The 17,471-nt window shown below is 66.9% G+C and carries 18 protein-coding genes and 2 pseudogenes; 18 read left to right on the top strand and 2 right to left on the bottom strand.

The window, feature by feature from the left end; translation table 11 throughout:
* Positions 1 to 37 precede the first annotated feature (37 nt).
* The 9 genes from HZB86_07655 (at position 38) to HZB86_07615 (ending at position 8,788) form a co-directional block, all read left to right on the top strand.
* Positions 38 to 1,120, top strand: coding sequence for a lipopolysaccharide heptosyltransferase I (locus HZB86_07655; GenBank protein MBI5905413.1), 1,083 nt, complete (start codon positions 38 to 40; stop codon positions 1,118 to 1,120).
* Between the two features lie 39 nt (positions 1,121 to 1,159).
* Entirely contained in the window at positions 1,160 to 1,909 is a 750-nt protein-coding gene (locus HZB86_07650; GenBank protein MBI5905412.1) for a hypothetical protein, read from the top strand.
* 3 nt (positions 1,910 to 1,912) lie between these two features.
* Positions 1,913 to 3,013, top strand: coding sequence for a glycosyltransferase (locus HZB86_07645; GenBank protein MBI5905411.1), 1,101 nt, complete (start codon positions 1,913 to 1,915; stop codon positions 3,011 to 3,013).
* Between the two features lie 20 nt (positions 3,014 to 3,033).
* Positions 3,034 to 3,789, top strand: a complete 756-nt coding sequence (locus HZB86_07640; protein ID MBI5905410.1) for a glycosyltransferase family 2 protein — start codon at positions 3,034 to 3,036, stop codon at positions 3,787 to 3,789.
* The gene (locus HZB86_07635) at positions 3,786 to 4,952 is read left to right on the top strand and encodes a glycosyltransferase family 4 protein (GenBank protein MBI5905409.1); all 1,167 of its coding nucleotides are present in this window, start codon (positions 3,786 to 3,788) and stop codon (positions 4,950 to 4,952) included. The genes HZB86_07640 and HZB86_07635 overlap by 4 nt, the downstream gene beginning before the upstream one ends.
* Positions 4,949 to 5,839, top strand: a complete 891-nt coding sequence (locus HZB86_07630) for a glycosyltransferase family 2 protein (GenBank protein ID MBI5905408.1) — start codon at positions 4,949 to 4,951, stop codon at positions 5,837 to 5,839. The genes HZB86_07635 and HZB86_07630 overlap by 4 nt, the downstream gene beginning before the upstream one ends.
* 69 nt (positions 5,840 to 5,908) lie before the next feature.
* Entirely contained in the window at positions 5,909 to 6,715 is an 807-nt protein-coding gene (locus HZB86_07625; protein ID MBI5905407.1) for a class I SAM-dependent methyltransferase, read from the top strand.
* Positions 6,699 to 7,625, top strand: a complete 927-nt coding sequence (locus HZB86_07620; GenBank protein MBI5905406.1) for a hypothetical protein — start codon at positions 6,699 to 6,701, stop codon at positions 7,623 to 7,625. Before HZB86_07625 ends, HZB86_07620 begins: the two co-directional genes overlap by 17 nt.
* Complete coding sequence (locus tag HZB86_07615; GenBank protein MBI5905405.1) at positions 7,622 to 8,788, top strand: glycosyltransferase; 1,167 nt, start codon at positions 7,622 to 7,624, stop codon at positions 8,786 to 8,788. Before HZB86_07620 ends, HZB86_07615 begins: the two co-directional genes overlap by 4 nt.
* Here the strand turns inward: HZB86_07615 and HZB86_07610 are convergent.
* Together HZB86_07610 and HZB86_07605 are read right to left on the bottom strand one after the other, a co-directional pair.
* Positions 8,756 to 9,856 carry a glycosyltransferase family 9 protein gene (locus HZB86_07610; protein MBI5905404.1) on the bottom strand — a complete coding sequence of 367 codons (1,101 nt, stop codon included), beginning with the start codon at positions 9,854 to 9,856 and terminating at the stop codon, positions 8,756 to 8,758. The two genes, HZB86_07615 and HZB86_07610, sit on opposite strands and share 33 nt — an antisense overlap.
* Positions 9,853 to 10,797 (bottom strand): putative sugar O-methyltransferase, encoded by a 945-nt coding sequence (locus HZB86_07605; GenBank protein ID MBI5905403.1) that lies wholly within the window; start codon positions 10,795 to 10,797, stop codon positions 9,853 to 9,855. Before HZB86_07605 ends, HZB86_07610 begins: the two co-directional genes overlap by 4 nt.
* A 132-nt stretch (positions 10,798 to 10,929) precedes the next feature.
* Here HZB86_07605 and HZB86_07600 point away from each other — a divergent pair, with 132 nt between their 5' ends.
* From HZB86_07600 to HZB86_07560, 9 genes and pseudogenes are all read left to right on the top strand, one after another.
* Positions 10,930 to 11,874 (top strand): GDP-L-fucose synthase, encoded by a 945-nt coding sequence (locus HZB86_07600; protein MBI5905402.1) that lies wholly within the window; start codon positions 10,930 to 10,932, stop codon positions 11,872 to 11,874.
* 8 nt (positions 11,875 to 11,882) lie between these two features.
* Positions 11,883 to 13,006 (top strand): annotated as a pseudogene (locus HZB86_07595) (DegT/DnrJ/EryC1/StrS family aminotransferase).
* Positions 13,007 to 13,140: 134 nt separating this feature from the next.
* A complete protein-coding gene (locus HZB86_07590; GenBank protein ID MBI5905401.1) occupies positions 13,141 to 13,677 on the top strand; it encodes a purine-binding chemotaxis protein CheW in 537 nt (178 codons plus the stop codon).
* Positions 13,674 to 13,970, top strand: coding sequence for a hypothetical protein (locus HZB86_07585; protein ID MBI5905400.1), 297 nt, complete (start codon positions 13,674 to 13,676; stop codon positions 13,968 to 13,970). The genes HZB86_07590 and HZB86_07585 overlap by 4 nt, the downstream gene beginning before the upstream one ends.
* Before the next feature lie 40 nt (positions 13,971 to 14,010).
* Complete coding sequence (locus HZB86_07580) at positions 14,011 to 14,892, top strand: phosphate/phosphite/phosphonate ABC transporter substrate-binding protein (GenBank protein MBI5905399.1); 882 nt, start codon at positions 14,011 to 14,013, stop codon at positions 14,890 to 14,892.
* Positions 14,893 to 14,917: 25 nt separating this feature from the next.
* A pseudogene (locus HZB86_07575) lies at positions 14,918 to 15,349 on the top strand (PhnD/SsuA/transferrin family substrate-binding protein).
* Positions 15,350 to 15,362: 13 nt separating this feature from the next.
* Positions 15,363 to 15,677 carry a PhnD/SsuA/transferrin family substrate-binding protein gene (locus HZB86_07570; GenBank protein MBI5905398.1) on the top strand — a complete coding sequence of 105 codons (315 nt, stop codon included), beginning with the start codon at positions 15,363 to 15,365 and terminating at the stop codon, positions 15,675 to 15,677.
* 60 nt (positions 15,678 to 15,737) lie between these two features.
* Positions 15,738 to 16,604 carry a phosphate/phosphite/phosphonate ABC transporter substrate-binding protein gene (locus HZB86_07565; protein ID MBI5905397.1) on the top strand — a complete coding sequence of 289 codons (867 nt, stop codon included), beginning with the start codon at positions 15,738 to 15,740 and terminating at the stop codon, positions 16,602 to 16,604.
* Between the two features lie 27 nt (positions 16,605 to 16,631).
* Positions 16,632 to 17,471, top strand: an 840-nt coding sequence (locus HZB86_07560; GenBank protein ID MBI5905396.1) for a HAMP domain-containing protein, incomplete at its 3' end; no start/stop codon positions are given.

The following is a 17,471-nucleotide window of genomic DNA, read 5'->3' as shown; positions in this document are numbered from 1 at the left end:
GCGGCGCGGGACCTCCTGCCCGGCGGGGTGGCCGGCGGTGCCTGATTTCCGGCGGATCCTCATCGTCAAGCTCACCGCGATGGGGGACGTCGTGCACGCGTTGCCCGTGGTCCCGTACCTGCGCCGCGCCGTCCCGTCCGCGGAGATCCACTGGGCGGTGGACGCACGGTTCGCCGGACTTCTCGAAGGGAACCCGGGGATCGCGAAGGTGGTCCCGCTCCCCATCAAGGAGTGGAAGGGGAGGGCCGGCTCCCCGGCGACGTGGCGGGACGCGGTTGCCGCCGCCGGCGCGCTGCGCCGGGAGCGGTACGACGCCGCGTTCGACGTGCAGGGGAACATCAAGAGCGGGGTGGTGACGTGGATGTCCGGCGCACCGCTGCGATACGGATTTCCGCGGGAGGTCGCCAGGGAACGCCAGAACCTCTGGTTCACGAACCGGCGGCCGGCGGCGTCGCCGGAAGACCGGCACGTGACGCGGAAGATCCTCCGCGTGGCGAGCGCCCCGTTCGGCGGGGAGTTCCGCCTGGACGACCTGAAGGGGGAGATCGCGAACACGCCGGAGGAGATCGCGTCCGCCGGACGGCTCCTCTTCGACGCCCTCCCCGGCGCGGCTCCCCGCCTCGCCGTGCACCCGGGCACGACCTGGAACACGAAGCGGATGGACCCGGCGTTCTGGGCGGAGACGGTGCGGCTCCTTCGCGGGATCTTCCCGTCGTTGGGGGCGTTTCTTTCCTGGGGAACCGACCGGGAGCGGGAGGAGTGCCTCGCGATCCGGGAACTTGCCGGGGGAAGGGTGGAGCTGTTGCCGCGCCTCGGGTACAAGGCGCTCGCGGCCGTTTACCGCGTCTGCGGCCACATGATCGGCCCCGATACGGGTCCGCTGCACCTGGCGGCGGTCGCGGGAGCGAAAACGGTATCGGTGTTCCGCGGCAGCGACGGGAAGTACGCCGCGCCGGTCGGGGCCGGCCACCGGTTCCTGCAGGCGCCGTTGCCGTGCACGGCGTGCCAGATCAAGGGGGACAAGGTGTGCCCGCGCGACGCGGAGTGCCGCGCCAGCATCCGGGCACGGGAGGTCGCCGAAGCGATGGCCGGCCTGATGCGATTGTCCGATCCGGGGTAGACTGTTGCGGATATTTTTTTGGGACGGAGAGTACGGACGATGCTCAAGTCGATAAGGAACCACTACTTCCGGGACGTGATCAACCGGCTGAACGACCTCGAAACGGCCGTCCGCGTGCTGACCGAAACCCCCGCATACGAACCGGGGGACGGCGTCGGTTTGAACGGCTCCATGAACCGGAAGAGGATCTTCGGGGAGCTGCTGCGGAAGTACGATTTTTCCTTCGTGATCGAGACCGGCACGTACCTCGGCGATACGGCCGGGTACTTCGCGGAAGCGTCGAATCTGCCCGTGTGCTCCTCCGAGATCAACCCGATGCTGCACTCCCTGGCGAGGATGCGTCTGAAAGGGAGGACCGGAATACGGCTCGTCCGCTCCGATTCGAGGAAGTTCCTCGAGGATATGGGCGCGGACCGGGACGTGGCGGAAAAGGAATGCTTCTTCTACCTGGACGCGCACTGGGGGAAGGATTGCCCGCTGGCGGAGGAGATCTCGATCATCGCCTCCCGGTGGCGGAATTTCGTGGTGATGGTGGACGACTTCCAGGTGCCCGGCGATCCGGGGTACGCATACGACCGGTGCGGGATGTTCCGGTGGATGAACCTTTCCCTGATCCGGAAGAGCGTGAGGGAGCACGACCTCGGCGCGTATTTCCCGAGCACCCCGGCACGGGAGGAATCGGCACTCGGGAAGCCGAAAGGGTTCGTCGTGCTGGCGAGGAACGGCGAATACGGCGATCGGCTGAAAACCGTCTCCCTGCTCCGGGAGCACCGGTCGGCGAAGGGATGACCGTTGGGGACGATTGACATCGTGGAGCCGACCCTGATTTCCGAGGCGGGGCACTGCCACAGCTTCGTCGAGAGCGTCTGCTCCGCGCGGCGGGAAGGGGAGGACGGGATCACGGTCTATGCCGGTTCCAGGGCCCTACTTCCCCGGATCCGGGCGATGGGGATCCGCGTGGTCCCGTACTTCCACCGGCGGATCCGGAGGCCCGAGGCGTTCCTTCTTTACAGGAAGCTGCTTCGGGAACCGGGGCGGATCTTCATCCCGACGGCGGGCAGGGCCGACCTGACGATGCTGTCCCTTGCGTCCGGTCGATCGATCCCGCCGGGGAAGGCGTTCCTCTACTTCCACTGGGTGAAGCCGGACCCTTCGAAGAGGGACTTTTTCCGGAACGCGTCCCGGAAACAGCCGAACCTCACCGTGATGGGGCCGACCGAATCGGTCGTCGGGGTCTTCCGGGAGTGCGGTTTCCCGGACGTGCGGATCGTTCCGTACCCGGGTTCTCCCGCCTCGGCGGAAACCGCCGGCGCCGACGGCGAGTTCCGGCACGTGCTGTACGCCGGGGCGGCACGGAGGGACAAAGGATTTCCCGCGGTGGTCGATTTCGTCCGCTCCGTGGGGGAATCCGGACCGGATATCCCGCTGGCGGTGCAGGCGTCCCCCGATCATTACGGGAAGTTCGACGAAGGGATCCCCGCGGAGGTGGACCGGCTGAGGAAGTCGTCCGCCGCACGGCTTGCGATCCTCCCGGAGACGCTCGACGCGGGCGAATACCGGGCGCTGTTCGCCGGCGCGATCGTCCTGCAGCCGTATTCGAGGGAGGATTTCGCGGACCGGATCAGCGGCGTGACGCTCGACGCGCTCGAAGCCGGCGCGCCGGTGATCGCGACCGCCGGAACCTGGATGGCCCGCACGGCCGTCCGGTTCGGCGCCGGGGTGGCCCTCGAGGATTCCTCCCCGGCGTCGATCCTGTCCGCCGTGGAGGCGGTGCGCGCGGAGTATCCGCGGTTTCGCCGGAACGCCCTCCAGGCGGGATCGGTCCTCCGGAAGGAGCACGACGCCCGGCAGCTTCTCGAGATCCTTCTCTCTAAGGACGGAACGACGCCGTGACCTCCTCCGCGCGGCGCCGGATCTCCGCGGTGGTCATCGCCCTCGACGAGGGGAGGAACATCGCCGCGTGCCTCGAGTCGCTCCGGTGGGCCGACGAGATCGTGGTCGTCGACTCCGGAAGCTCCGACGGGACGCCGGAGATCGCGCGGCGCTACACGGACAAGGTGTTCGATGTCCCGTGGAAAGGGTTCGGTCCGCAGAAGCAGGCGGCGGTCGAGCTCGCCGGAAACGACGTCGTTTTCAACGTCGACTGCGACGAGCGGGTGACCCCCGAACTGGCGGAGGAGATCGGGAAGGTCCTCTCCGGCCCGGGAATGGCCGCCGCGTACACCGTCCCCCGCCGGACGTTCCTGGGCGGGAAGGAGATCCGGCACTGCGGATGGTACCCCGACCGGACGACACGCCTCTTCGACCGGACCCGGGCGCGCTTCTCGCCGGAGCTCGTCCACGAGCGGGTGGAGGTATCCGGGGAGACGGCCCCCCTGAAGGGGCACCTGCTCCACTACTCCTTCTCCGGAATCGGCGACATGATCCCGAAGATCAACCGGTACAGCGACCTGTCCGCCCGCCAGATGTTCGAGCGGGGAAGGCGGTGCGGGATCCCGGACCTGATCTTTCGACCGGCGTTCGCGTTCCTCAGGACGTACCTTCTCCGCCTCGGCTTCCTCGACGGGGTGGAGGGGGTGGTGATCTCCGCGACCACCAGTTGGCTCGCCTTCGCCAAGTACGCGAAGCTACGGGAGCTGGAGAGATCGTCGGGGAAGGGACGGGAGTGACGTCGTCCGCACGGCCCAGGGTCGCCGTCGTCGTTCCGAAGTACGGGACCGTCGGCGGGGGAGAGCGGTTCGTGTTCGAACTGACGGAGCGGCTCGCCCGGGACGGACGATTCGAGATCCACGTCATCGCGAACCGTTGGGTTCCCGGACCGGGACCGGTCGTCTTCCACGGGATCCCGAGGATCCCCTTCCCGCGATTCCCGCGCCAGGCGCTGTTCGCCTGGCTCGCCGGGCGCGAAGTGGAGAGGGGGAATTTCGACCTGGTCCACGCCCACGACCGGATCTTCCGCGCGGACGTGTTCACCATGCACTCGATCCCGCACGAGACGTGGGTGCGCGACATCCGGAAGCGGCGGCCGACCCTCTTCGACCGGGTGACCGCACGGGTCGAGCGGCGGATGATGGAGCAAGGCGGCTGCGTCCGGCACTTGCCGGTGTCGTCGATCGCCGGCGAGGCGTACCGGAAGATGTACCGCGTGGACCCGTCCCGGATGCGCGTGCTGCACCCCGGCGTCGACCTCGCGCGGTTCTCCTCCCCGGACCGGGACGAGCGCAGGCGGGAGGTACGCGCCCGGTACGGGATCGGCTCCTCGGAAGTTGTAGTCCTCTTCGTCGGGATGAATTTCGAGGTGAAGGGACTCGATGCGATCCTCCGGGCGGTGGCCCGTGCGAAGGCGATGCGTACTGAAGCATCGCTCCGCCTCCTCGTCGTCGGCAGGGGGAACGAGGGGAAGTACCGCGCATTGGCGTCGTCCCTCGGAATCGCGGATTCCGTGGCGTTCGCGGGGACGCAGGCGGAGGGGGTGGAGGCGTACTACCTCGCCTCCGACCTGTTCATGCTGCTGTCTTCGTTCGACACCTTCGGGATGGTCGTCCTGGAGGCGATGGCGTCCCGGCTGCCGGTGATCGTGAGCGGGAACGTCGGGGCGAAGGACCTGGTCGAGGACGGCGTGAGCGGTTATATCCTCCCGGACCGGACGAACGCCGACGACGCGGCGGGGAAGATCGTCCATCTGCTCGATCCGCAGCGCCGGGTCGCGATGGGCGAGGCGGGACGCAGGATGGCATCGCTTCACGGCTGGGACCGCCTGGCGGAAGCGGTGGGAGGGGTGTACGAAGAAGTGATCGCCTCGAAGCGAAATGCAGCCGGGGGCTTCCCGTGACGGGCATCCAGGCGCCGGACCTCTCCGTGGTGATCGTTTCCTACAACACGGCTGACCTCATCGAGGCGTGCCTGCGATCGGTGCGCGCGTCCGTCGGGGTATCGCTTGAAGCGTTCGTGGTCGACAATGCCTCGTCGGACGGCGGGGCCGCCCTCGTCCGCGGGGCGTTCCCGTGGGTGCGCCTCGTGGAGAACCGGGAGAACCGGGGATTCGGGGCCGCGAACAACCAGGTCCTCCGGGAGTGCGCCGGCCGCTACATCGTCCTGCTCAACCCGGATACGGAGACGACGCCGGGGGCGTTCCGGAGGATGCATGCCTGGATGGAAGCGAATCCGCGGGTCGGGCTTGCCGGGCCCACGGTGAACAACCCGGACGGTTCGCGTCAGGACACGGTGTCGCGCAGTTATCCGGGCCAGAAGCGGACCGCGGGGGAGCTGTCGGGGCTCCCGGGGGAGATCGCCTGCGTGATGGGCGCATGCCAGATCGTCCGGTCGGATCTCATGCGGAAGCTCGGAGGATTTGACGAGGCGTTCTTTCTGTACGGGGAAGACCAGGACATCTGCCTCCGGATCCGAAAGGAAGGGTACCGGATCGGTCACGTCGACGACGCGGTCATCCTGCACCACGGCGGAAAGAGCGAGCGGGGAACGCTCCCCGCGGACGTCTGGCGGAGAAAGGCTGCGGCGGAGTACCTGTTCTGCCGCAAGCATTACCGGCCGGAAACCGTCCGGAAGATCGCACGGGCGCACGTTCGCAGGGCGAGGCGAAGGATATTTCTCGCCCGGCTTGCCGTTCCCTTTCTGTGCGATCGCGCGCGCGCACTGGAGAGGATGGAGCGGTATCGCGCGATATATGACGTCGCCATCCGCGAATTGGGAGAGGGGTGAGGTCGGGGTCCGATGGAGAAGGCGCCCGGTGAGTGCATTCTGTGCGGCGGGACGGATCGCGTGCCGCTGATGAGCGACGGAAAATGGTCCGTCCACAAGTGCACGGGGTGCGGGCTCGGCGTCCTGGACCCCAGGCCGGATCCCGCCGAACTCGGCCAGCTGTACCGCGAAAGCTACTTCGTGAGCCACTATGAACACGTCCTTCCCCCCGGATCCGACGGGATGCGCCGACGCCTCTCCCAGGAGCGCCACCGGGTGGATTTCTTCCGAAGGTACCGGAGCGCCGGGAAGGTACTGGACATCGGCAGCGGCAGAGGATACTTCCTCGAAGCTTGCCGCCTCCGGGGATACGACGTCGCGGGATTCGACGTTTCCGACGACGCGGCGGCCTCGGTGCGGGAGACGCTCGGGATCGCGGTGAAGACCGGCGAATTGCGGGAGGATCTGTTCGAGCCGGGATCGGTCGACGTGGTAACGATGTGGCACTCCCTGGAGCATACGCGGGACCCGCGGGTCCCCCTGGGGTTCGCATGGAAGTGGCTGTCCGCCGGCGGGATCCTCGTCGTCGAGGTCCCGAACCACGAGGGGACGGACGCGATGAAGGAAGGAAGAGCATGGAGGGACTGGGATCTGCCGTATCACCAGTTCCATTTCACCCCGGAGTCGTTGCGGGGGATTCTCTTACGGTTCGGTTTCGCCGTGCTGAAGGAAAAGCGGTACCACTCCGAATACGTGAAAAGAAGGATGCGGGAGGTTCCATTCATGGGTTGGCTCGCCCGTCCGGTCGCCCGATTGTATTCCGGGACAGGCGTCGCGGTCCTGGCGAGGAAAGCCGACCTTTCCGCCCAAGGAGGCGCAAGTGTCCGGGAGAGATGACCGGCCGGGTCCCGAGCGGTTCACCGGTTCGCCGCGGTTCCGGTTCGATGCCCTGGCGGTGACCGGGATCGACAATCGTCCCGTGCTGGACCGGTTCGGCGCCGGGATGCGGGAGCAGGAGAGCTGCCTCCTCCACGACGCGGTTCCATCGGGCGATGCCTGCGTCGCCATGCTGGCCGAACGCGTCCGGAAGGGAATGTCGGAGCGGATCGGGACGCCCGTAGTCCGGTTTGCCGACGGGGAGTATGCGTTCTACGGTCTTTCCCTGGGATGCAACGGACTCTACGAACAGGCCGAATCGGTCGAGGCGATCCGGAAAAACATCCCCGCGCATGCCGGGGATCTCCGGTACGTTGCCGGAACCGGTCTCCTTGCGCCGCTGGTGTTTCCGGGCAACATCGGGCCGGTGCGGCGGAGGTTCCCCGCATTCTGGAAACGGTCCGGGGACGATGGCGCGGTGCGATTCCTCGAGTTCCTCCAGGCGCACGGAGTGCGACTGTCGGAAACGAACTACATCCCGTTCTATGTCGTGTACGCGTACCTCACCTCGCGCGCCTTCGCGGCCGCCGTGGACGGCCGCAAGGTTTGCATCCTCAACTCGGATATCGACATGGTTTCGTGCGAAGCGTGGTTTTCCGCCCTGTCGTCCCGCCCCTCGCTGGCCCCCGTTCCGATCCCGGCGTCCTATGTGGCGACCCGTTGGGACTCGATGCGGGACGATGTCCTGCGGACGGTTCCGCCGGATGCGGACCTGTGCCTGGTGGGAGCAGGCGTAGGGGCCCTCCGCGTGTGCGCGGACCTCTCCCGACGGTTTTCCATCCCGGCGTTGGACGCCGGCCACGCGTTGAACATGATGAACGACATGGAGAAGAAGTCGATGGGCCCCCGGCTCTACACCATCCACCGATGAGCGATCCTTTCCGGCCCTACCGGAAAGCGTTCCGCGCCTGGCGCAGCCTTCGCCGGCTCGAGAGGGAGCGGGAGCATTACCACCAGGAGTTCGTCCGTCGCGGTCTTTCCGTGCCCGACCCGGACGCGATCCGGCGGGCGGCGAAAAACCGGCATCCCGGCCTCCCGGTTGTCCCTCGCGGGTCCTTGCGCACCCTGGCCATCTTCCACGACTTCAACTGGGAACGCACCGCGTTCCTGCCGGCGTTGGGGAAGTTCGGGGAGGCGGTGTGCTACGACTGGCGGGATCGGTTCGACCACGGAAGCCGGGATTGGGAGAAAAAGCTCAAGGCGGAAATGAACCGGGACCTTCTCGGATTCGCGCGCGCGCTTTCGAAGGAGCGGCCGCTCGGCTTCATTTTCACCTACCTGTCCGGCGGGCTGGTGACGCCGGAGACCGTGCGGGAGCTGTCGAACCTCGGGGCGCCGATGGTCAACCTGGCCCTGAACGACAAGGAGTCGTTCGTCGGCCGGGTACGCGGCGGGCTTGCGATGGGGGTCCGGGACATCTGCCGGCACTTCGACCTGTGCTGGACGAGCACCCGGGACGCACTCGAGAAATATTGCGTGGAAGGGGCGATCCCGTTGTATCTGCCGGAAGGGGCGAACCCGGAAATTCACCGTCCGTACGAGGCGGAACACGCGATCGACGTCTCCTTCGTCGGGCAATGCTACGAAAACCGGCCGGCGGTCATCGGGGCGCTTCGGGACGCTGGGATACGGGTCGAGGCGTTCGGGCCCGGGTGGCCGTCCGGCCCCCTTCCGACGGAGGAGATGGTCCGGACATACTCCAGGAGCCGAATCAACCTCGGGTTCGGCGGTGTCGCGGGGCACAAGGACACGTTCCATCTGAAGGGGCGGGATTTCGAGGTCCCGATGAGCGGAGGGCTCTACCTGACGGAGCATTGCGACGAGTTGGACCGGTTCTTCGAGATCGGGAAGGAGATCGTCACCTACCGGGGGGTCGAGGACCTCGTCGCGAAGGTGCGCTGGCTGCTCGCGAACCCCGGGGAGGCAGACGCCATCCGGCGGGCGGGGCGCCGGCGGGCGCTTTCGGAGCACACCTGGGAGATGCGGTTCGAGACCGTGCTGTCATCGCTCGGAGTCATCGGGCCGCGGATGTAGACGAAGGGCCGCCGCGGGCAACATGTCCGCGACCGCCCGCAATACCCTGTCCGACGGCAGTTCCTCGAGGCAGACGCTCCGCCCCTTCCGGTCGCACCCTTCCATGTTGCAGGGGACGCACGGCATGTCCGGCGCGACGACGCGATGGAGATCGTCCTGGAGGACCCACGCCCGCCAGTCCGAAGGCCCGAAGATGGTGAGCGTGGGAGTTCCGAGCGCGGATGCCATGTGCGGCGCCGCGCTGTCGACGCCCAGGTGCAGCGTGCTTCTCCGCAGCACCGCGGCGAGCTCTCCGAGGGACGTCCTCCCGGTGATCGACCTACCCGTTCCGCCCGCCATCCGCAGGATCTCCGCCGCCTCCCGGGACTCCTCCGCCGATCCGACCAGCACCGGCAACAGTCCGTGCCGCTCGCCGAGCGCCGTGATCACTTCGGCCCACCGGTCGTGCCCCCACTCCTTGTATTTCCAGCGGGAGAACGGGTTGATCGTGGCAATCCGCGTTCCCGCGGGTATGCCGGCGGCGGAGAGGATCCCCATCGCGGCCGCATCCGATTCGCCGGATACGTGCAGTCGGGGGAGGAAATTCCCGACGTCGAACCCGGCCGCCCGGAGGATCCGCAGCGACTGGTCGGCTCCCGGATGGGCGGGGGGCGGCGCCTCCGCAAGGCGGCCGAACAACCGGGTGTAGACGAACCTTCTCCAGAATGCACCGTCGCCGCCGTAGGCGACCTTTTCCGTCCCCCGTGCGATCAGCGCGAGGATGGCGCTCCGGTCGCCGGTCCGCAGGTCGATCACCATGTCGAACCGCTCGTTTCGAAGGCTCCTGGCCAGCGCGAGATTCTCCCTCGCGACGTCCGAGAGCGGTCCGCCGCCCCGGCGCGATTCGAATATTCCGCTCAGGTTCGGGTCGGCGGCCAGGAGCGCTCCACACCCTTTCCGGACGAGCGCGTGGACGCGGGAATCCGGCAGGCGATCCTTCAGGGCCCGGAACGACGCGGTGGCGAGGACGACGTCCCCGATATCTCCCAACTGGATGATCAGGATGTTCCGCGGGGGAGCGCCCGTCATTGATCGTTTCCCCCCTGGCCGATCCTTCCGGTCGCAAGTAGGTATCGGCTGCCGGGGAGGAAATCGAGGGGTGCCGTTTCCACGCGGCGGAACCGTTCCCGCAGTCCACGGGTCATCTCTTCCGTATTCCAGGGCGTCCATCCTTCGTGATACGCGAGGAGGATCCCCCGTGCGCCGAACCAGTCCCTCTCCCGCACGAGTTCGTACGCCGCCGGAGGGCTCTCGCTCAATGCCCACGTGCTGACAAACAACTCCCCGTTCCGGCGAAGGTCGGGGAGAAGGTTGATCGGCACCAACTCCACCCACCCGTCCGCGGCGGGAGTCTCCGCCCCGGTGACGAGGCGCACGGCCTCCGGGCCGAGGACGGTCGAGAGATACACGTACTGGATGCAGCTGAACAGCGGAAGGTCGACGATCGTGTATCGGGATCGCTCATCGAAACTCCGGAAGAGGCGGGCGAGGTTTCCGTACCCTCCCCCGAACTCGACCACGGACCTCACCTGCTCGATCCGCTCCCCGCGGAACCGTTCGAAGCGGGCGAGGTGGTACAACTGGTGTGCCGAGTTGATCAGGGTCGCGGTCCCGAGCTTCCCCGACAGGAAATGGTCGTTCAGTCCGTTTCCGAGACACCTTCGCACGGTGTCCGGGGGACGCCATCCCGCCACGAATGGCCATTCCGTCTCGTGGACGGCGCCGTTCGTGAACACCATCGTTCCGTCAACGCGGGGGTGGGCCATGAACGACATGTCGAACCGTTCGAGGAAGTAGTTTTCCACCTCCCGGGTATTCTCCTCCCACTGGGGATGGACGAATCCGGGGGGAGGGGGGGCGGCCTCGATGATCCGACGGTACGATGACCTCGCCGCGGCCAGCGCGACCCGGAATCGGAGCTCGGCGGTCCGCGGGTCGCAGGGGAGGGGCGCCCGAAAGACCTCGCGCACCCTGCGGCGGATGCGAATGTTCCTGAGCCAGCGTGCCAATGGGATCTCCAGGTTTCCTCGGGATGGTTTACTATATCGCAGGGCGCCGCGGCGAAGGAACCGCCGGGACGGATCGTGGAACAGGAGATCCTCTTGGAGAAATCGGGAAAGATTTTCGTCGCCGGGCACCGCGGGATGGTCGGCTCCGCAATCCAACGCCGTCTGCTCGCGGAAGGGTATCGAAACGTCCTCGCTCGGGGGAAACGGGAGCTCGACCTGCGGGATGCGCGGGCGGTGGCCGCGTTCTTCTCGGAAGAGAAGCCGGAATACGTGTTCCTGGCGGCCGCGCGGGTCGGCGGGATCATGGCGAACATGGAACACCCCGGCGAATTCCTGTACGAGAATCTGATGATCCAGTGCAACGTCATCCACCAGTCGCTCCTTGCCGGGGTGAAGCGGTTCTGCTTCCTCGGGAGCTCCTGCATCTACCCCAGGGAGTGTCCCCAGCCGATGCGGGAAGAGCACCTCATGACCGGGAAGCTGGAGCCGACGAACGAAGGGTACGCCGTGGCGAAGCTCGCCGGCGTGAAGATGATGGAGTGCTACCGGAGGCAGTACGGCATGAAGGGGGTAAGCCCGATCCCGTGCAACCTGTACGGCACCAACGATTCGTTCGACCCGCGGAACGCCCACGTCCTGTCGTCGCTGGTCCGGAAGTTCGTCGACGCGGTCGACGGCGGGGAAGGCGAGGTCGCCGTGTGGGGCACCGGATCGGCGCGGAGGGAGTTCCTGCACGTGGACGATCTCGCCGACGCCGCGCTGTTCCTCATGACGCATCCGGATCCCCCCGAGATCGTAAACGTCGGCAGCGGGTTCGACGTGTCCATCCGGGAGCTGGCAGCGATGGTCGCGCGGATTTCCGGATTCGGGGGGACCATCCTCTGGGATCCCTCGAAGCCGGACGGAATGCCGCGGAAGTGCCTCGACGTGGAAAGGATGACCGGCCTGGGATACCGCCCCCGGATCGGGCTGGAGGAGGGGATCGCGAGGACCGTCGCCGAATACCGGGAACGGAAGAGGGGGACCCGCGCGCCATGATTCCTTTGATGAAGAACACGTTTTTCCGGGAGTACGAGACCCGGAAGGCCCTGTCCGAGTTCATCCTGCAGGCCGGCAAGCTGAGCATGGGAGAGCGGTGCGTCGAGTTCGAGAAGGCGTTCGCGAAGCGCCAGGGCCGGTCCCAGGCCGTCCTGTTCAACAGCGGCGGGAGCGCGAACCTCGCGCTGATGCAGGGGCTCCGCAACCTCGGAACGATCGCGCAGGGGGAGAGCGTGGGGTTCTCCGCGCTCACCTGGTCGACGAACGTCATGCCGATCCTCCAGATGGGTTTCGTTCCCGTTCCGGTCGACTGCGAAGCGTCCGCATTGAACGTGACCTCCGGTACGCTCGCCGAGCGGACCCGGACCTCGAAGCTCAAGGCGCTGTTCATCACGAACGCCCTCGGGTTCGCCGGGGATCTCGACGCGATCCGCGCGTCGTGCGCCGACTCCGGGATCGTTCTGCTCGAGGGAATTTCGGGCTGGCCTCCACCTTCTCCTTTTTCGTCGCCCACCACATGTCGACGATCGAGGGGGGGATGGTCGCCACGGACGACGACGACCTCGCCGACATGCTCCGGATCGTCCGGGCGAACGGCTGGGACCGGAACCTTTCCGCGGTGAAGCAGTTGAAGTGGAGGAAACGGTTCAACGTCCCGAACGAACTGCAGGCGAAATACACGTTCTACGACCTCGGGTTCAACTTCCGCCCGGCGGAGATCACCGGATTCCTCGGGACGGAGCAGTTGCGGTTCCTGGACGAGAACATAGGGATCCGCGAACGGAACCATCTCCAGATCGAGAAGATCGTCGAGGGGAACGAGGACCTGATCCCCATCCGGCACGGCCACATCTCCCGCCTCTCCCCGTTCGCCCTCCCCGTGCTGTGCCGGGACGAGCGGCTGAAGGAGCACTACCTGAACCAGTTCTCCGGAGCCGGGATCGAGGTGCGGCCGATCATCGCCGGGAACATCCAGAACCAGCCGTTTTACCGGCGCTATGTGTCCGAACGGTACGAACTTCCCGCCACGATGTTCGTCGATCGGTGCGGATTCTATTGCGGGAACTACCCGGAGCTCACGGAAAGCGACATCGACGTGATCTGCGGCTGCCTGTACAAGGTCGCGCAGTAGCGCCTCCGTCCTCGTCCCGATTCATCGCCCCGCACCGGGGGAATTTTTTTCGCACAGGCATTGAAGATCGAAGGGGAAATCGCCGATACACCGGGTGACCCTCTGGGTCATGACGCCGCGCGAGGTGACCGGAGATGGCGATCCCGATCGAGTCGTCGCCGCTGGACGATAGCCGCGAGGAGATCCTCCGCGAGGCTTCCGCGGCCGCAGAGGCTTCCGGCCCGCAACGGGAGGAGGATGCCGGCCCCGCGCGCTCGTTTCTCGTCTGTTCCCTCGGATCCGAATGGTACGCCGTGGATCTCGCGCATGTCCGCCGGGTGCTCCGGCCCGCTCCGATCGCTCAAGTGAGCGGCGCCGCGGCCGAGGTCCTCGGGCTCATGAACTGCCAGGGCGAGGTGCTCTGCGTCCTCGACCTGCGGCGAATCCTCGGGACATCGTCGGCCCGGGGTACGACCACGGAAGGAAAGCTGATCGTCGTCCTCCAGCACGGGGGGAGGGAGGCCGGGTTCCTCGTCGATTCCGTCGAGGACGTGTGGGAACTCGCCGCCTCGTCCATCCTTCCCGTCCTCGAGTCGCTCGACCCGTCCCGGGCGCGCCTGTTCGAGGGGACGGTGACGCGCGGCGGCCGGTTCGTGGGAGTGCTGGCGCCGTCGATGTGCCTCAACCCATGACATCGCCCCTGGAAATCCTCGTCCTCGACGTGGGGGACGCGGTCCGCGGCTACGACTGCCGGGACGTCGTGCGCGTGGAGGAAACGGACGAGGAGGCGTCCCGCGGCCGGTACGTGGTGCACCTCGGACGCCTGGGACCTCCCCGCGACGTTCGGTGTCGCGAGATCGTCGGGTCCGTCACGCTCTCCGCGCGGGAGATCCGTCCGGTGCCCCCGGCGTTGCGCGACCGGATGGAGGGCGAGAAGCCGTGGGCCGTGGGGATCACCGAACGGGGGATCTGCCTTCTGTATTAGGGGGGCGGGACGAAATCATTCGGAAACGTAAGGAGGGGGCATGGAAAAGTGGGATGGAAAGCGGGCGGCAGGGGCCGCCGTGGTCCTGGCGGCGGTCCTTGTTCTCTCGATGGCCGGAGGGTCGGCCATCGCGGCCGGCCAGGGGCCCGTCCGGTTCGGCGTCACGATCTCGGAATCCGTGGACATCACGTTGAAGAAGTACCAGCCGCTGATGGACTACCTGTCGAGGAAGGTCGGCAGGCCGTTCGAGGTCCGGCCCGTGAAATCGTACGACGACATCCTCGCGTTGATGAAGACGGGCGATGCGGACGTCGGCGTCCTGGGGAGCATCGCGGGGAGCGAGGCGATCCGCAACGGCCAGGCGGTCCCGGCCGCCCGCGCGGAGAAGGGGGGCGTCTCGACGTACCGGGGGTACCTGATCGTCCGGAAGGACGGCGGCGCGAAGAAGGTGGAAGACCTCAGGGGTAAGACGTTCGACTCAAACGGCGGAAGCGCCTCGGTGGGGAAATTCTTCCCCCGGAAGCTCCTCAAGGACAGGAAACTCGACTTCGACACGTTCTTCTCCCGGGTGACGTCATCGACGAAGCACGACGTGGTCGTCTACAAGGTGCTCGACCGGCAGGCCGACTGCGGGACGGTGAAGGACAGCGTGTTCGACAAGCTGGCGAAATCGGACGAGCGGGTGAAGAAGGAGATCGTCATCATGGCGACTTCCCAGCCGTTCCCCGACGGAAACGTCATGTTCCGGAAGGGCGCTGCCGCGGATCTCGAGAAGGCGACGCGGGAAGCGCTCCTCGGGATGGACAAGGTTGCCGAGGCGAAGCCGGCACTCGACGCGTTGGGAGCGGACCGGTTCATCCCGTCGCCCGCGAAGGATTACGAGTCGGTAATGCGTGGGATCGCGGCTCTTGCGAAAAAGTAGCGTGGAACGGGGGGGAGAACGGGAAATGGGAATACGGAAAGAGGCAACCGAACGATCGGTGCGCGGGAACGGGAGGTTTTTCGCGGCGGTCGCGCTGGCGATCGCGATGCTGGCGGCCGGCACGGCGGGGGCGGCGGACGGCAATCCGGTCCGGATCGGGATCATGCCGTCCGACGGCGCGCGGGTCCTCGTGGAAAAGTACCAGCCGCTCATGGATTACCTGGCGCGGAAGACCGGGAGGCCGTTCGAGGTGCACCCGCTGAACTCGTACGAAGAGATCATCGAGGAGTTGAAGTCCGGCCAGATCGACGGCGGCGTCCTCGGCAGCTTCAAGGCGTACGAGGCGATCCGGACGGTCGGGGCCGAGCCTCTGGCCCGTCCCGAGAAGGGCGAGGTCTCCAGCTACCGGGGCGTCGTCGTCGTCCGGAAGGACAGCGGATGCGCGAAGGCACGAGATCACCCTGGCCAAGGTGCTGAACCGGGAGGTCGACGGCGGGGCGGTAAAGGACACCGTATACGATCGGCTCGCGAAGTCCGATCCGCGGGTGAAGGCCGAGCTCGCGGTGATCCACAAGTCCGGGTCGTTTCCGGACGGAACGTTCCTGTTCCGGAAGGGGACGCCGGCCGAGCTGACCACTGCCGTGAAGAAGGCGCTCCTCGAACTCGCGAAGGTCCGGGAGGGGAAGCCCGCCCTGGACGGCATCGGCGCCGACCGGTTCATCGAGACGGACAAGAGGGACTTCTCGTATCTCGCGAAACTCGTCAAGCGGATGGAAGGGAAGTAGCGGGTCGGGGGGGGCGGTGCATCCGCACGGCTTGTCGACCATACCCATGGAGGAAATCCGATGAAAGGCTTCCGTCTCGTCTTCCGGGCTTCGACGATCGTGTGCATCGCGCTGCTTGCCGCGGCGGTTTCCCGCGCGGAGGACAAGACTCCCCTGAAGATCGGGGGCAGGTCGACCTCCGCCGGGCCGAAGGCGATGGTCGAGAAGTACCAGCCGCTGATGGATTACCTGTCGGTGAAGATCGGGAGGCCGGTCGAGTTCCACCCCTCCACCTCGTACCCCGAGGTCCTCGGAAAACTCGCCTCGGGCGAGATCCAGGCGGCGATCCTGGGGAGCGCGGGAGGCGCCCGGGCCGTCCGCGACCTGGGTGCGACGCCGGTGGCGCGCCCCGAGAAGGGCGGCGTTTCGGGGTACCGGGGGTGCCTCATCGTCCGGAAGGATAGCGGCCTCAAGCGGATCGAGGATCTCAAGGGAAAGCATTTCGACTACGTGGAGAAGGGGACATCCGCCGGGCACCTCTTCCCGCGCGCCCTCCTCGTCTCGAAGAAGCTGGCCCCCGACTCCTTCTTCGGCACCGTTTCGTACTCCGGCAAGCACGACATCGCCGTCATGAAGGTGATGAACGGGGGTGCCGACGGCGCGTCGGTGAAGGACCAGGACCTCGAGAAACTGTCCCGGTCCGATCCGCAGGTGCGCGAGCGGATCGTCGTCCTCCAGAAATCCGGGCTGTACCCCGACGGGACGCTGCTGTTCCGGAAGGGGGCCGCCGCAGCGACCGTCAAGTCGGTAGAGAGCGCCCTCCTCGGGCTGGGAGCGGACCCGGGGGGGAAGGCCGCGCTGTCCGCGTTGGGGGCGGACCGGTACATCGCGACCGGGAAAAAGGACTTCGCGGAGCTGATCCGCGCCATGACGCTCCTGAAAGAGTAGCCGACCAACCGATCGGGGAGAGAATCGATGCGCTGGAACAGCCTGTCCACGAGGATCGTCGTCACGTTCGCGGTGCTGGTGATGTCGGTGATGCTGGTGGTCACCGCGTTCTCCTACCTGCGCACGAAGGACGCCCTGGAAAACATGCTCGAGAACCACGGGCGGATGCTGGCGGGGGCCATGGAAGCGGTCGCCGCGGAGCACCTGGTCCTCTACGACTACGTCTACCTGAGGAATTACGTGACGGAGGTGACGGCGAAGGAGCCGGTCGTCTCGTTCGCCGCGGTCACGAACCAGGACGGGACCGTCGTGGCGCACTCGGACCACGCGCAGGAGGGAAAAAAGGCCGAGGCGGCGGCAGCCGCCGGGGGCGCGGCCGCCGTCCGGAAGGAGTCGGCGATCAGCGAGCGGGTGGTCGCCTACAAGGGGAACCGGGTCCTCGAGCTCACGCTGCCGGTGGCGATCTCCGGGAAGCAGTGGGGGAAGGTGCAGCTCGGCGTGAACTACAGGGACGTCGACTCGGTGCTGCACCGTCTCGCCCTGAGCGTCGTCCTGGTGGGGGGGCTGCTCCTGGTCCTCTCCGTCCTGGGCGCGCGGTCGTTCATCGGGCGGATGACTTCCGACATCAACAAGGTGATCGACAGCGCGGGAAAGATCGCCGCCGGCGAGCTCCGGGAGCAGGTCTCCGAGAAGGGGGTCGACGAGGTCCGCGCGCTGGCGCGGGCGTTCAACGCGATGGCGGAGAACCTGCGGACGGTGCTTCGTCAGATCCAGGAGACGGGAGCCGGGGTGGGGTCGTTCTCCTCGAGCATCACGTCGGTGATCCAGGACCAGGCGGCGAGCGCGTCTCAGCAGGCGACGTCGGTG

This window comes from Deltaproteobacteria bacterium (assembly GCA_016234845.1).
In the GTDB taxonomy this organism is placed as follows: domain Bacteria; phylum Desulfobacterota; class Deferrimicrobia; order Deferrimicrobiales; family Deferrimicrobiaceae; genus JACRNP01.
The sequence above is the reverse complement of the archived record's forward strand: the minus strand, read 5'-3'. Positions and strand labels throughout refer to the sequence as shown.